Here is a 14204-nt window from a genome sequence, read left to right on the forward strand (position 1 = left end):
TGTGCCTGGGCGATCTCCTGCATGTTCTGCGCGGTGTGGCCCCGCAGGCGCGGCTGATCTTCCGGCCGGGATACGAGCGGGTTCGGGTGCACGGGGCCACGCTCGCCAGCGCCGATGTCGCCCCCTGGGACCTGGTCGCCGGGTTGCCCGGACGGCTCCGGCACGGGCCGACTTTCGCTGGGCGGGCAGCCGACGCCGGCGCTGTCGCGCTGCTCAGTGACCGATCGGACCCCAGGGGCGGCCCTCCCTGGTCGTCGAGGGTCCCCGCCGGGTCCTTGGCATCCTTAGCGCCCGGCTGTACGGCGCCCCCTGCCGTGCTCTGCCCGTGTACGAGGTCACGGGGATCAACGGGAAGACGAGCACCGCGCATCTGCGCGAACACGCCGTCGTCAACATCGGTGACCCTCGTGGCCGCCGTCTGGTTGCCGAGACCCGCTGTCCCCTCAGCACGTTCACCACGGGTCCGGAGCGGCCGATCGGAGCGCCCGCCGCAGCTCGGCAGATGCCGGCGGTACCTGCTTCGGCCCCTGCGGGCCGGGTGTCGACCGGGAGGTGCGGTTGCGGCTGCTCGGCGCCCGAAAGGCCGATAACGCGGTGGCCGCTCTCGTGGCCCTGGCCACTGGTGGCGTGAACCCGCACGTGGTTGTGCGTCGTGATCGTCACCGATGGAAGTGCCTACAGCGAGCACCCCGCCGTGCTGCGTGATGCTGTCGCGGCCGGTGCCCGGCGCAGCGGCAGGTCGTCGTCGCAGCGGCAGGTCGTCTCCCCGTCCAGCCGGACCGACGGCGCGCGCTCCTCCTGGCCGTGTCCACCGCCCGCCCCGGCGACGTCGTCATGATCACCGGGCGCGGCGCGGACCAGCGACAGACCTCCGGCAGTGGCTCGCACCCCTTCGACGACCGGACCGCTCTGCGCCACGCCCTTCTCCAGCAGACCGTGCCGTCCGGTTTGGACGGCTCCGAGCAGCGGACCCGGTGTGCAGGACCGGGGTGGTGACGCTTCCCGCGCGAGCAGGGCGAACTGCCCGGCGCCACAGCCGAACTCGTCGACCACGCCCTGGAGTTCTCCGAACGGCCGCGCTAGATCCCCTCGTGCCCGAAAGCTGCGGCGAGTCGGACTTCGAGTTCGGTGAGCCGGGTGTGAGTGGGGGCCAGGGCCGTGTACCGCCAGCCCCGCCCGTCGAGGGGACGGTCGGCATAGAGGAGGACGCCCTCGGAGTCGCCGGGCTGGAAGTCCAGCCCTGCTTCGGTCAGGTGCCCGACCGCCTCGTCGAAGGAGACGGGCGCGAGGGTGGTGGCCGTGCCGGTGGACCAGACGGGCCGGTCTGCGCCGGCCAGGCGGCTCACCATGGCGTGGGCTGTGGTGGTCGCGGTGCGTCGTACGTTGCACTCCAGGGCGTACAGCGTGCCGTCCTGCGTGCACACCAGATCGAGGCTGAACGGCCCGCGGTAGCCTTCGGCGGCCAGATGACCGCCCAGCGTGAGGGTCCAGTCGGTCAGCTCCGCGCGCGCTCCCGGGGTCAGGTCCTTCAGGGGCGAGCAGTATCCGGCGAACGAGCCGCTGCTCATGCGCATCTCGCCGTCGTATGCCACCTCTACCCGGGTAGCCGTGGCGTGCCCCTGGGCACTGATGGCGCGGGTGTGTTCCACGTATCCCTCCACCACCCAACGGCTCTGAGGGTGCGGCGGTGACTGTGGCGGCTGGTCGCCGCGGCTGACGAAGTGCAGGCCGTGGCCGCCGGCGGAGCGGTCCGGCTTGAGGACCACCCGTGGGTGGGAGGCCAGCAGCGCAATGGTCACCTGACCGAGTTCCGCACCCGTGCAGGCCTGGCCGTGCGGCAGGCGCAGACCGAGGGCTTGTGCGGCCGTACGGAACCCTGTCTTCGTGTTCATGGCGGCGACCGCCCGCAGGGTGTGGGGGTTCGGGACGCCCGTTTCGTAGGGGACGACGGGGATGCGGAGATCCGCGGCCAGGGCGGCGGAGGCTTCGTCCAGCGCGGTGGGGAGCAGCCGCGCGGTCGGGCGCTCGCCGATGAGGGTGCGCACAGGCTCCAACAGGTTGTGTGCGGCCAGCGCCTGGGCCATCGGCAGGTGCGGTGTGTCGGGCACGGTGACGACGTCCACCGAGTTCTCCGGCACGCCGAGCCGGTGAAAGACGTAGCTTCGGAAGGGCGCGCTGAGAGGGACCGGGGTGATCAGCACGTCGCCGGGGCGGGTGAGCCACAGCTTGCGGGGAGCCTGCTCCGCCCACTGGCGCAGGACAGATTCCTCGGCGAGGTCGACTGCCAGCGGGGAGACGAAGTTGGCCAGGATGACGAGAGTGCCCGGACCTTCGTGCTCGCCGATCATGGTTCTTCGCCTTCCGCGTCACGTGGTCACGGCCCTTCGGCCCGTCGGCCCCCGGGCAAGGTGCCGGGAGCCGACGGGGCGGGGATCAGACAGCCGGGGTGAACCGGTCCCAGGCTCGGTGGTGAGCCAGCATTCCGGTGAGGCCCTCCAGGACCGAGGTCGGCTCGGTGGCGGTGACCACACCGGGAGCGTCGGGGGCGATGCCGGCGGTCTCCAGGGCGTCGAGACCATCGGCCCAGGCGCCGATGGCCTTGCCGTGCCGGTATGCCTCGGTGATCAACAGCAGGACCCGCGGGTCGACCCCGGCGGTCACCACCGCGTCGTCATCGACCTTGGCGTCGCGGGCACCGCTCGCGTCGAGGCCGGGGGCCGGTGCCCCGGCGAGCAGGATGGCGTCGAACTCGACGGATCGTGCGGTGGTGAAGGTGCGCTGGACGGTGACGGGTTCGCCGTCCTGGTCGAGTTTCCCACCGGTCGGAGCGATGACCAACGGAACCATTCCGGCGTCCAGCACCGCTTGGCGGACCGACCGAACGCCGCCCAGATCCTGGTCGCCGGCGGTGACGATGCCGATGATCCGGCCGTCCGCCGGCCACCTGTCGCCCAGTTGCGACAGGGCCGGGCTCGGCACCGGCTCGCCCAGAGGCACGGTTGCCTGCGGGACGGGCAGGCCGAGGCCGGCGGCCACCTGTTCGCACAGCACGCTGTCGATGTTCGCCAGGACGAGCAGGGCACGTTCCTTGATCGCCTGCTCGTAGCATTTGCCGAGCTCGAAGGTGTACGCAGCGACGATGTGCTCGCGCTCGGTAGGGGTCATGCTCAGCCAGAACAGCCGGGGCTGGCTGAAGTGGTCGTCGAAGGACGCAGGCGCGTCGCGGACCTTGCGGGCCGCGGGTACTTCGGCGGGCACCTCGATGTAGGCACCGGTGTCCTCCCCCGCGAGGAACGGGCAGCCGCCGTCGAGGGAGTTGGGCCGGTAGGGGGCCACACCCCGGTGGACCGCGGTCTGGTGCATGCCGTCGCGCAGCATGTCGTTGACCGGAGCGTGGGTGCGGTTGATCGGCAGCTGCCCGAAGTTGGGGCCGCCGAGCCGGCTGATCTGGGTGTCGAGATAGGAGAAGAGGCGGCCCTGGAGCAGCGGGTCGTCGGTGACGTCGATGCCGGGAACCAGGTGGCCGAGGTGGAAGGCGACCTGTTCGGTCTCGGCGAAGTAGTTCGACGGGTTGGCGTTCAGGGTGAGCAGACCGATCGGCTGGACCGGGGCCAGTTCCTCGGGCACGATCTTCGTCGGGTCCAGCAGGTCGATGCCTTCGAACGTCTGGTCCTCGGTGTCCGGGAAGGTCTGTACCCCCAGCTCCCACTGGGGGAAGGCGCCCGCTTCGATCGCGTCGGCGAGGTCCCGGCGGTGGAAGTCCGGGTCGACTCCGGCGGTGATCTGCGCTTCCTCCCACACCAGGGAGTGCACGCCGAGCTTGGGCTTCCAGTGGAACTTCACCAGCGTCGTGGCGCCCTCCGCGTTGACGAGGCGGAAGGTGTGGACGCCGAAGCCCTCCATCATCCGGTAGGAACGCGGAATGCCGCGGTCGGACATGTTCCACAGGGTGTGGTGGGTCGCCTCGGTGTGCAGGGTGACGAAGTCCCAGAACGTATCGTGGGCGCTCTGCGCCTGCGGGATCTCCCGGTCCGGGTGCGGCTTGCCGGCGTGGATGACGTCGGGGAACTTGATCGCGTCCTGGATGAAGAACACCGGGATGTTGTTGCCGACCAGGTCGAAGACCCCTTCGTCGGTGTAGAACTTCGTGGCGAACCCCCGGGTGTCGCGCACCGTGTCGGCCGAGCCCCGCGAACCGAGAACGGTCGAGAAGCGGACGAACACCGGTGTCTCGACGTCCTTGGCCAGGAACGCTGACTTGCAGATCTGCGCGGCAGTGCCGTAGCCCTGGAAGACCCCGTGCGCGGCTGCGCCCCGGGCGTGCACGACCCTCTCCGGGATACGCTCGTGGTCGAAGTGGGTGATCTTCTCCCGCAGGTGGTGGTCCTGCAGCAGGACCGGCCCACGCGGACCCGCCTTCAACGAGTGGTCGGTGTCGTACAGCCGGGCGCCCTGCGCGGTCGTCAGGCGGTCCCCGCCCTGCGCCACCTTCTTCTGGGGGACTCCGGTCTCCTGGCCGGTCGGGCTGTACGTGTCCGGGCCCCGCTGGTCGGGCTTGGGCGGCAGCGGACCGGTCGGCTCGGTGGGCTCGTCCACCGTCGGCGGCACCGGCGCAGGCGCACCGGGGATCTCGTTCGCGGGCCCAACGGCGTCCTGGACCTTCTCGACCACCTTTTCGGCGGCGGCCTTCACGGGGTTCTTCTTCTCACTCATGGAGTTCCCATCGTTGCGGAGAGTGTCGTTTGTCATCGATCGTGGCACAGGTGGTGAGGAGATAGCTGAGGTGGCGCATCCGGAGCGGACCCCGACGAGGTACGCGCTGGGACAGCGGGTGAAGTATCAGAGCTCCCGCTTACCCCTGTCTCTTCCGGTTCCAGGGTCTGGCAGGGTGCTGTGCAGTCGTCGCCAGGGATATGCGCCGAGCCCAAGGCGTCATGGGTGTTCGCCCGCTGTGGCACATCCGCCCGCGGTGCTCGCAGGAAGCGGCACTCCGCTGCTCCGCGCATGCGCAACAGGTCCGCAACCCATGCACGGGCGTCGCCGACGCCTTCGATCCCCCGTCGCTGTACGGCTCCGTTCGGGCAACCGCTTGAGGGCTCACCCAAGGTGCTTGGCGATCGCGTGACGTGGAGATGACCGCGTCGGATACGACACCCCTTGGGACCGGTAGCACTGGGATGGTGTCACGTGCTTCACGGTGGGCAATGACATTCATATCGTCCCACCCGGAATCGCATCAGTGGTCGCGTCCCTCGAAGTAGCGGCGGACAAGGCCGTGCGGCGGCGATGGCCAGTGTCGCACCAGGGATAAGAGCGACTGCGACGACACGTCCACACCGCCACCATGAATCGCTGAGCCGTTGCAGTGGTCCCGTCGTCCCCGGTGACAGTAACGGGACCCTCCACCAGCAGCGGCCCGCTGCGTTCGAGACGGAGGCGGCGAACGTCAGCGTTGTCGCGCACGGAAGACCACCAGTTCTTCCTTGTCCTGCTGCTCGTCGTCCATCAATCCCTGGTCACGCAACCACAACAGACGGGAGCGCAGCACTGGGCCGAAGGGGACGAGCTCGCGGTCGATGACCTGCGCGTCGAGACCCAGGCCGTAGAGAGCGTCGATCGTGACATCGACGCCGCACATTGCCGAGTGCACCATGAGCAACGTTCCGCCCGGCCCCAGAACGGTTGCGGCGGTCACGCAGACCTGGTCGACGACCGCACGGCCATCCAGGCCGCCGTCCCACGCACGAGCCTTCCCGCGCACAGGCGGCAAGGCAACCGGAGCCGGCACATAGGGCGGATTACTGATCACCAGGTCGAATCCGCCCCTGCCGAAGGTGGACAGATCGCGATGGCGGACACTGACGCGCTGGCGGTGGAGGGCGGCGTTCAATTTGGCGCACAACACCGCCCTGCGAGAGATGTCCACAGCGGTGACCCGAGCGCCCAGCCGGGCCGCGTGGACCGCCAAGGCTCCACTGCCTGTGCCGAGTTCCAGCACACGCTTACCAGGATCGGCGAGTTCTCGGCCGACAGCGCGCATCAGGAGGTGCGTGTCATGCTGCGGGGCATAAACGCCCGGGAGCGTAAGCATCCGCCGCGGCCTGCTGCGAAGTCTCTCCGCCATCTCTGCTTCTCGCCCTCTCGGTGGCGACGACTGTCCGCCGCCCATCCAGGATGTATCGCTGATAAGAGGACCGCCATTCAAACGATTACGGAACGTATTCCGCAGGTCTGCGTCTGCGCTGCGGCGCAGACGCAGACCAAGCAGACGGCCCGTCGACGGGGAAAGCACGGTCGGCTGCGACAGAATGCGGCCGTTCGAGCGCGCCGATCCGATGCCCAGCGCACTCCCGTGCTCAGAGGTCGGGTTGACAGCGCCCGTGAAGACGGTTTCACCGGTGTACGTCGGGTTGGGTCCGCAACTCGCGGCCCCCGACCCGAACGGCCATCGTCCGCCCGCCCACGAGTAGCCTCTCGACGGGCAAGGATTGGCCGGCCGCCGCCGCACTGCACGTGCAGCGCAGTCCTGACGTAGGCAGAGCAGTAAGGAAAGCACCGTCCTCAGCCCGCCTTTCTCGTGGATCGTCGAAACCGACTCACACAGCTATCGCCGGGTACCGACCAGTCCTGGTGCGTTGCGTGCTGCCGGAGCCGGCCGGGCTTCCTCCGTCTGTCCCGAAAGCCCCGGCCCATCCCTCCCGTGGTCGGCGTAATCCGGCCGGGCCCCTGTAGAAGCGCGTGCCGCCAGTCGTCCACGACGATCTCGCCCTCCTCATCGGTTCGATGACGCGCGGGCTGGGTGCAGGACGCCCGGGAAACTGCCTGGTGTTCCCAAGGACGTCCCAGGCACTGGTGCCTCTCGGTGTGTCGGCCAGGGCGTGGGCGGCACGGGCGGCGCCGTCACCGGGCACCCACGGGGGCCGACGTTCTCGGCCATGGACGTGGGCCTGTTCGAGGAGCGTGGCCCAGTCACCGGCCCGTGGCTGAAGAGGTGCGCGGGAGCACCCGCCGAGGGCCCTCCCCCTCCCCGCGCTCCTGGGCGGGGGCGCGGCCGTCGAAGCGGGAGAACGCTTCGGTGTGGACCGTCTTGGCCCGCCGGTGTCGCGGCCAACCGGCCTCCGGCGGAGCCGAGGCCACGGGGTGAGAAGCAGTTTGGCCAGGTCGTAGGCGGTTCGATGCGGTGGGTCCGTGCGCTCGCCCCGCATCGCCACGACGGCGGTCTGGGTTCCCAGGAGCCTGGCCGGCAGGGCGACTTCTTGGAGCCCCGCAGGGACGGGGGTCATCGAGCCGTGTCACCCGGTCGCCCTCGGGCCCTGGTGGTGCCGGTGGACCCGGGTTCCTGCCCGCGCCCGCGGCGCCCCTCTGCGTCTCCTCGCTTCTCATCACCCGTCCGGGTGTACAGGTCTGGTCTGGAGACAGGGCCGCTCAGGGGAAGAGTCACCTCGCCCCGTCTCCTTCGTACTGTTGGGGGAACACCTAGTTGCATGACCTCACACGATGAACTGCCCGGCACGGCCGAGTCCTACTGGATGGCGACGACCCCGGGCACCGACAAGCCCAGCCCGGACACGGACGCGGCGGCAGACGTCGTGGTGATCGGCGCGGGAATGGCCGGCCTGAGCACCGCTTGGGAGCTGGCCAGGGCCGGGCGGAGCGTGGTCGTGCTGGAGGCGGACCGTATCGCCGCCGGCGTATCGGGCTACACGACGGCGAAGCTCACAGCGGCGCACTCGCTGATCTATGAACGGCTGAACCGAACGCGCGGGGGTGAAGGCGCACGCCATTACGCCCAGTCCCAGCAAGCGGCGGTGGAACGCGTTGTATCGGTCGCGGAGGAACTCGGCGTCGACTGCGAAGTCGAGCGGTCCTCGGCCCTGACGTTCACCACCGATCCGCGGCAGCGGGCCACCTTCGAAGCGGAGGCCCACGCAGCCGCCGAAGCGGGCCTCGACGCTCACTTCGTGACGGAGGCGGACCTGCCGTTCCCTGTCCGCGCAGCCGTCAAGGTCGCCCACCAGGCACAGTTTCACCCGCGCAAGTACCTTCTGGCCTTGGCAGACGACATCACCGCACGAGGCGGCGTCATCCACGAACGGACTCGCGTGACCGGCCTGAACGAGGGCAGTCCGTGCAAGGTGACCACCGAGGGGGGCGTGACGATCACCGCGAAGGATGTCGTCGTCGCCACGCACTACCCGGTCTTCGACCGAGCACTCCATTTCGCCCGCTTGTCACCACGCCGGGAACTGGTGGTGGCCGCACCCATTCCCGCCGACCAGGCACCGGAGCACATGTACGTCACCGACGACATGGGTAAGCGCTCCGTCCGTACCGCGCCTTTCGACGACAGCCGACGACTGCTCATCGTCACCGGTGAGAGCTTCACCCCCGGCACCGGTGACAGCCACGGGCGATTCCTGCGACTGGACCGATGGATGCACGACCACTTCCCGGTAGGCGAGACGGCTTACCGATGGGCCGCTCAGGACAACGATGTGAGCGACGGTGTGCCGCTGGTCGGCCCCTTCCACCCGGGTGCCCGGCATGTGTATGTGGCCACCGGATTCGGTGGCTGGGGCATGAGCACGGGCGCCATGGCAGGACAGCTGCTGGCGTCGCTGGTCACCGGCGCACAACCCGAGTGGGCCGGGCTGTATGACCCACGCCGTCTGTGGAGCACCCTCCGGGAGGCACCGGCCCTGCTCAAGCAGCAGGTGGAGGTGGCTCGGCACTTCGTGGGCGACAGGGTGAAGACCACTCATGTGGATTCGGTCGCCGAGATCGCCCCGGGATCGGGCGCCGTCGTCCGGGTCGAGGGCCGCCGCTGTGCCGTCTATCGCGACGAGGACGGTACCGCCCACGCCGTGTCGGCGCGCTGTACGCATCTCGGGTGCCTGGTTTCCTTCAACGAAGCGGAAACGGCGTGGGAGTGCCCTTGCCACGGTTCCCGGTTTGGCATTGACGGAGAGGTCCTTCACGGACCGGCCCTGCGCCCGCTGTCTCCTCGGGAGATCTGACGGTCGTCCGACCGGACATGGCCACGCTGTCCGCGGCGCAGACAGCGCAGCCCGAGATTGCCCGGAAATCGGGATCAGCCCCCGCTCTTTCCTGCGGCCGAGCGGTGTGAACAGCACCAGGTTTCGCGCGTGGTACGCCCTCAGCGCGTCCACTACGAAAATCGTTGGTGGTCCAGGTCGGCGGACCCACGTAGAAGACGAGAAACGATGAGAGAGAGGCACTTGAGAAGGAATGCCGGCACCTGGCCCCGCTGTCGCCGGTGTAGTCATCCGCCAGTGTACGCGGCTCCCTATGCCCTTTGGGGACGCGCGCACGCGGGTGAAGGTGGGATCATGGCGTCATGGGAAGAAATGCTCTGATCCTGATCGACATGATCAACACATATGAGCACGCGGATGCGGAACTTCTGATTCCTTCCGTACGCCAGGCGCTACCGCATATTGTCCGGCTCTTGGAACGAGCGCGCACCCAGGGTGTCCCAGTCATTTATGTCAACGACAACTTCGGTAAATGGCGATCCCATCACGGAGAGATCCTCCATGCCGCACTGGCCGGGCCTGAGTCCGAGCTGGTCAGTCCGGTACGGCCGGATAAGAATTCGCTATTTGTGGTCAAGGCGAGACACTCGATATTTTTCGAAACCCCACTCAGCTACCTGCTGTCGCAAATCAACGTGGACCGGGTGATTCTCTGCGGCCAGGTCACCGAACAGTCCATCCTCTACTCCGCTCTTGATGCACACATCCGCCATGTGCACGTAACCATTCCCAAGGAGGCCGTCGCCCATATCCACCGCGACCTCGCCGAGGCGGCACTGCGCATGATGGAGCGCAATATGCAGGCGACGATCACCCCAGCTGATTCCATCAAGCTTTAAGGCAGCGACACGTCGACCACCCGTACTGCATACACGCTGTCGGAGCACATGACCAATCAGAAGCGGCTACAGAGCGGTCGCACGGTCGTCGTGACGGGTGCCGCACCCGGGCTCGGCGAATTCACCGCCAAGGAACTGGCTGCCCGTGGCGTCGACGTAGCTCTGCTCGGCCTGAAGGAGAACGCCCTCGTCGAGGTGGCGACCGAACTACCGACGACTTCGCGGTGCTGGGGTGCGGACCTCACCCATGCCCCCGCGATGGCTCGCGTCGCTAAGGAAGTGCCCCGGCTTATGGGCCGATTTCGATCGTCATGGCCAACGCGGGAGTGGCCGAAGCTGGCCCATTCCTCAACTCGGATCCGGCTAGTTGGTGACGTGTGATTGAGATCAACCTGATCAACGGCGCAGTGACGGCACGGTCATCTATGCCGCAACTGCTCGACACTCACGGCCATTATCTACAAATCGCCTCACTCGCGCCTCTCGGGGCGGTGCCAATGATGAGCACCTACTGCGCACCCAAAGCCGGAGTGTAGTCTCTCGTCCATTCTCTACATACCGAGATGGCCCACTACAGTGTCAGCGTCGGTATCGCGTATGTGAACTGCATCGACACGAGTATGATCCGCGACGCCGACCGCTACTCGGCATGGAGCGACGTGTGTCCTCCGTATACGTGCCGGGATGGTTGCCATCGTGACTGAGCCGTAGCCCCCCGTCGTCGGAGCCTTCCGGCGAGAATACCAACGGTTGTGGGCAGGAGTGGAGACGGCTACTTGCCGGTCGGCCCAGTGCGGTTGGCCCACGGCAGTGATGGGGTGTGCAGGCGGTATACGCTCCCGCCACGCAGCGCGGCGCGGGCCGCGTTCGCGCCGGGGGCTCCGTGGACGCCGCCACCGGGATGTGCGGATGCGGAGGCGAGGTAGAGGTTTTTCACCGGTGTCTCGGGCCGTCCCGTGCCCGGTGTGGGGCGGAACACCAGCTGCTGGTGCGCGGCGGCGGTGCCGCCGTTGATCGCGCCGTCGAGCAGATTGGCGTTCATGGACTCGATGGTCGGTGGAGCGAGAACCCGGCGGGAGATGACGCGCGATCGGAACCCCGGCGCCCAGCGCTCGATCTCGTGCTCCATCCGGTCGGCCATGGCTTCCTGTTCGCGCCGGTCCCACCGTCCCGTGAGGCCGTCCTCGCCGGCGTCGCCCTTGATGCGGTGCGGAACGTGGGTGTAGGCCCAGGCCGACTCCGTGCCGGCGGGTGAGCGCGTGGCGTCCGCCGTGGTCATCTGCCCGAAGAGGAGGAAGGGGCGGTCGGGTACCTGGCCGGTGGCGATCTGCGCGGCGAACCGGGTGAGACCGTCGACGCCGTCGGCCAGATGGACCGTTCCCGCCGTGGATGCCTCACCGGCGGTCCACGGCACCGGCCCGTTCAGCGCCCAGTCGACCTTGAAGGTCGCGAAGTCCCATTGGAAGCGACGCACATCGTTCAGCAGCTGATCAGGGAGGAATCGGGCGTCGACCAGTCCGCCGTAGAGCGCCGGTGCGGAGACATCGGCGAGCACGGCACGGGAGGCCGGAACGGATTCACCGCTCGCGGTGCGTACGCCGACGGCGCGTCCTGCGCGTACGACGATCTCGTCCACACGCTCTCCGCACCGGACGACACCGCCGTGCCGCTCCAGTCGCCGCACGAGAGCCGTGGTGAGCGCCCCAGCGCCTCCGACCGGTACAGGAAAGCCGTAGGTCTGGCCGAGCATGGACATCAGCCAGCCGAAACCTCCGCTGCCCGCCGCCTCGGGGCCGAGGTCCGCGTGCAGCGCGTTCCCCGCGAGGAGGAGTCGTGCCCCTTCGCCGCGGAACTCCTCCTCGCCGAGGCGACGCACAGGCAGGATCATCGTCCGCGCCAGACGAAGCCCCCCGGCGGCCGTGAGCTTGGCGGCCAGCTGGACGGCGGCCCGTACGGGCGGGAAGGGGGTGAAGAGAGCGCGCAGGATGTCGGGGCCCAGACGGGCCCAGGTACCGTACAGATCGAGCCAGGCGGCCCCGTCACCCGCCGCGAACGTATCCAGCCCCGCCGCCGTTTCCCGCGCACCCCGTTCGAGCACGGCGCACCGGCCGTCCGGCAGCGGGTGGGCCAGCACCCGAGGGGCGCGACTCCACTTGAGTCCTTCCTCCTGGAGCTCCAGTCCGCCGAGGACGGGAGACGCCGCGGCCAGTGGGTAGAAGGCGCTGAAGAGGTCACTCACGTAGTCCGGATGGACTCCACGATCGCTGCGGACCGCACCACCCGGTTCCGGCTGCGCCTCCAGCACCTCTACACTCCACCCCTCGCCGGCCAGAAGATTCGCCGCGACGAGGCCGTTGGGTCCCGCGCCGATGACCACCGCATCCGGCATCGCTGCCTCCTCATGTTCACGCCGAGCCACTACTGCGCAGCCACTCTGTCGTCCTACGGGCGGATGCGACGGTCACGCGACCTGATGTTCGCCCCTCGGGGTCCTTTCGACCACTTCCGCCAGGCGGGCGAGCATGGTGCGATGACGCAGCTGAACGAAAGCGTCGATGGCAGTGTTGTGGAGCTTCGCGGCGGGCCCTCGCAAGGGGTGCTCATCGATGATCACCAGCGTGTTCCTTCCCCAACGACGTACCTTCAGCGCGATCCGGGCGGTGCCCAGCCATCCGCTCTCGGCCTCCAGCTCCAGCACGTGCGGGGCCTCACAGCGTCGGACGACGGTGCGGCCCCGGGCGGACCACCAGCCCAGCTGGACCGTGTAGGTGATGCCGGCGCCGAGCTCGGGCCAGGTGCCTTCGTCGGGCGTCGACTCGGACGTACCCACGACCCAGTCGCCGTAGCGCCTGGGATCCGCGAGAACTGCCCACACAGCCTCGACGGGACGTTCGATCAATCGGTGTCGTACAGCCATCGGTTTCTCCACCTCTCGCCGAATCCGCCGACCCTCCCGTACCCGGCATCGTCTGCCCTACGCGTCCACTTTCGCAGGCATACGAGGGGTTCGCCGTCTGCTGGGCGGCAGGCGGGTACGAGGTGCCCCGTGAAACCACTTCACACGACTCCCCGCCACGGCCGGCATCGTGTCGGTGGCCGCTCTTGCCGGGGGGTCGGCGGCGACTATCCATCCGAGTGCATTTCCCTTCCCGCGCTACCGCTGGGCCCCTCACGCAAGGGGCCCGCGGGGGCCGTGCTCACTAGCGCGGTGCTCGCCCATTACTCGTTCGTCGGGTTCGAAACGTCCGTCGACGTGGCCGAAGAGACGTGCTGAAGCACCAGAACCGGGCTCCTGACACCGAGTCGATCTGACCTCGGCGTGTGGGTCCGGTGGGATATCCCGTCTGGAAGAGTCCCGGATCGCCCGGGATTTCCTCGCCTGGCAGCCGCGGCAGCTGAGCACAGGCCCGCGCGCCGGAGACGAAAGGACGGTCATGCCGGGCCCGGGCACCCCACATGTGGATGACGGGGCCGTAGCGTCCGGCTCCGTCACGCTGCTGCTTCGCGGCCCGCGATCTGGTCCGTGTGCCGGATTCCACCCGCGTGCTGTCCGCCGAACAGGGCACTTCTGGGGTGTTCTCGTGTCTTATCTGACTTTTGACACGACTTATGGCATCTCTTAGGCAATCAGGTGATCAGTACGACAATCATCTCGGCTTGAAGGAGCCTTCATGCGCATCTCCAGTTCTGTCCGCTCCCGCGCCGGCCGCACGGGCGCCAAGGTGGCCGTCGCCGTCGCCGTCGCCGGTGCCACCCTGGCCGGGGCACCCGCCGCCTATGCCGTCCCCGGCGACAGCGGTGACATCGACATCCGCTCGGTCAGCTGGCACTCGCGCGGTGACCGCGACGGGGTCGAGGTCTGCAAGTTCGTGCTGGCGGCGAGCAACTTCGAGTCGTTCCCCTCGGTCCCCTGGACGATCACCGAGCAGCCCCCGACCGTGCCGCCGGGTACCACCCTGCTGGACACCCTTCCGCTCATCAACGGCAGTGCGCGCAGTGAGCAGTACCTGCTCCCGGAGGGCACGTACCAGCTGGTGTGGGTCGTCCCGGCGGGCCCGAAGCAGAAGAGCTTCAAGGTCGAGTGCCCCAACCGCGGTCACGGCGGCAGCAAGCCTCACAAGCCGCAGCAGCCCATCGGCGCGGTCCCCGCGGGCGGCGGCGGTGTCCCGGACGTGGAGCCCGTCAGCTCCGAGAGCGACTCGAACGCCGGAACCGCCGCCGCCGCGTTGGTCGCCGGGGCCGCAGGAGCCGCGGGCCTGATCATGATGCGCCGGTCCGCGCGTCGCCGCGCCCGTGGCGACGCGTAACG

The 14204-nt window shown here is 68.6% G+C and carries 11 protein-coding genes; 4 read left to right on the forward strand and 7 right to left on the reverse strand.

Annotated features, from left to right (window positions below; translation table 11 throughout):
- Positions 1 to 675 precede the first annotated feature (675 nt).
- The 5 genes from ACIQAK_RS22225 to ACIQAK_RS22245 form a co-directional block, all read right to left on the reverse strand.
- Complete coding sequence (locus ACIQAK_RS22225; RefSeq protein ID WP_366390631.1) at positions 676 to 1053, reverse strand: hypothetical protein; 378 nt, start codon at positions 1051 to 1053, stop codon at positions 676 to 678.
- Between the two features lie 26 nt (positions 1054 to 1079).
- Positions 1080 to 2348, reverse strand: coding sequence for a peptide ligase PGM1-related protein (locus tag ACIQAK_RS22230; protein ID WP_366390632.1), 1269 nt, complete (start codon positions 2346 to 2348; stop codon positions 1080 to 1082).
- 85 nt (positions 2349 to 2433) lie between these two features.
- Positions 2434 to 4713, reverse strand: a complete 2280-nt coding sequence (locus ACIQAK_RS22235; RefSeq protein ID WP_366390633.1) for a catalase — start codon at positions 4711 to 4713, stop codon at positions 2434 to 2436.
- 498 nt (positions 4714 to 5211) lie between these two features.
- Complete coding sequence (locus ACIQAK_RS22240; RefSeq protein ID WP_366390634.1) at positions 5212 to 5463, reverse strand: CDGSH iron-sulfur domain-containing protein; 252 nt, start codon at positions 5461 to 5463, stop codon at positions 5212 to 5214.
- Entirely contained in the window at positions 5447 to 6124 is a 678-nt protein-coding gene (locus ACIQAK_RS22245; protein WP_366390635.1) for a HemK2/MTQ2 family protein methyltransferase, read from the reverse strand. The genes ACIQAK_RS22240 and ACIQAK_RS22245 overlap by 17 nt, the downstream gene beginning before the upstream one ends.
- 1360 nt (positions 6125 to 7484) lie before the next feature.
- Between ACIQAK_RS22245 and ACIQAK_RS22250 the strand changes: the two genes are divergently transcribed.
- From ACIQAK_RS22250 to ACIQAK_RS22260, 3 genes are all read left to right on the forward strand, one after another.
- Positions 7485 to 9017, forward strand: a complete 1533-nt coding sequence (locus tag ACIQAK_RS22250) for an FAD-dependent oxidoreductase (RefSeq protein WP_366390749.1) — start codon at positions 7485 to 7487, stop codon at positions 9015 to 9017.
- A gap of 341 nt (positions 9018 to 9358) precedes the next feature.
- Positions 9359 to 9895: an isochorismatase family cysteine hydrolase gene (locus ACIQAK_RS22255; RefSeq protein WP_366390636.1), complete on the forward strand. Its 537-nt coding sequence runs from the start codon at positions 9359 to 9361 to the stop codon at positions 9893 to 9895.
- A gap of 48 nt (positions 9896 to 9943) precedes the next feature.
- The gene (locus tag ACIQAK_RS22260) at positions 9944 to 10276 is read left to right on the forward strand and encodes an SDR family NAD(P)-dependent oxidoreductase (RefSeq protein WP_366390637.1); all 333 of its coding nucleotides are present in this window, start codon (positions 9944 to 9946) and stop codon (positions 10274 to 10276) included.
- A 391-nt stretch (positions 10277 to 10667) separates the two neighbouring features.
- Here ACIQAK_RS22260 and ACIQAK_RS22265 read toward each other — a convergent pair whose 3' ends face one another.
- Positions 10668 to 12284 (reverse strand): NAD(P)/FAD-dependent oxidoreductase, encoded by a 1617-nt coding sequence (locus ACIQAK_RS22265; RefSeq protein WP_366390638.1) that lies wholly within the window; start codon positions 12282 to 12284, stop codon positions 10668 to 10670.
- 72 nt (positions 12285 to 12356) lie between these two features.
- Positions 12357 to 12812 carry an SRPBCC family protein gene (locus ACIQAK_RS22270; RefSeq protein ID WP_366390750.1) on the reverse strand — a complete coding sequence of 152 codons (456 nt, stop codon included), beginning with the start codon at positions 12810 to 12812 and terminating at the stop codon, positions 12357 to 12359.
- Positions 12813 to 13566: 754 nt separating this feature from the next.
- On the opposite strand from ACIQAK_RS22270, the gene ACIQAK_RS22275 reads away from it, so the two are divergent.
- The gene (locus ACIQAK_RS22275) at positions 13567 to 14202 is read left to right on the forward strand and encodes a hypothetical protein (RefSeq protein ID WP_366390639.1); all 636 of its coding nucleotides are present in this window, start codon (positions 13567 to 13569) and stop codon (positions 14200 to 14202) included.
- Positions 14203 to 14204 lie beyond the last annotated feature (2 nt).

This window comes from Streptomyces sp. NPDC088706, from assembly GCF_044752765.1.
In the GTDB taxonomy this organism is placed as follows: Bacteria; Actinomycetota; Actinomycetes; order Streptomycetales; family Streptomycetaceae; genus Streptomyces.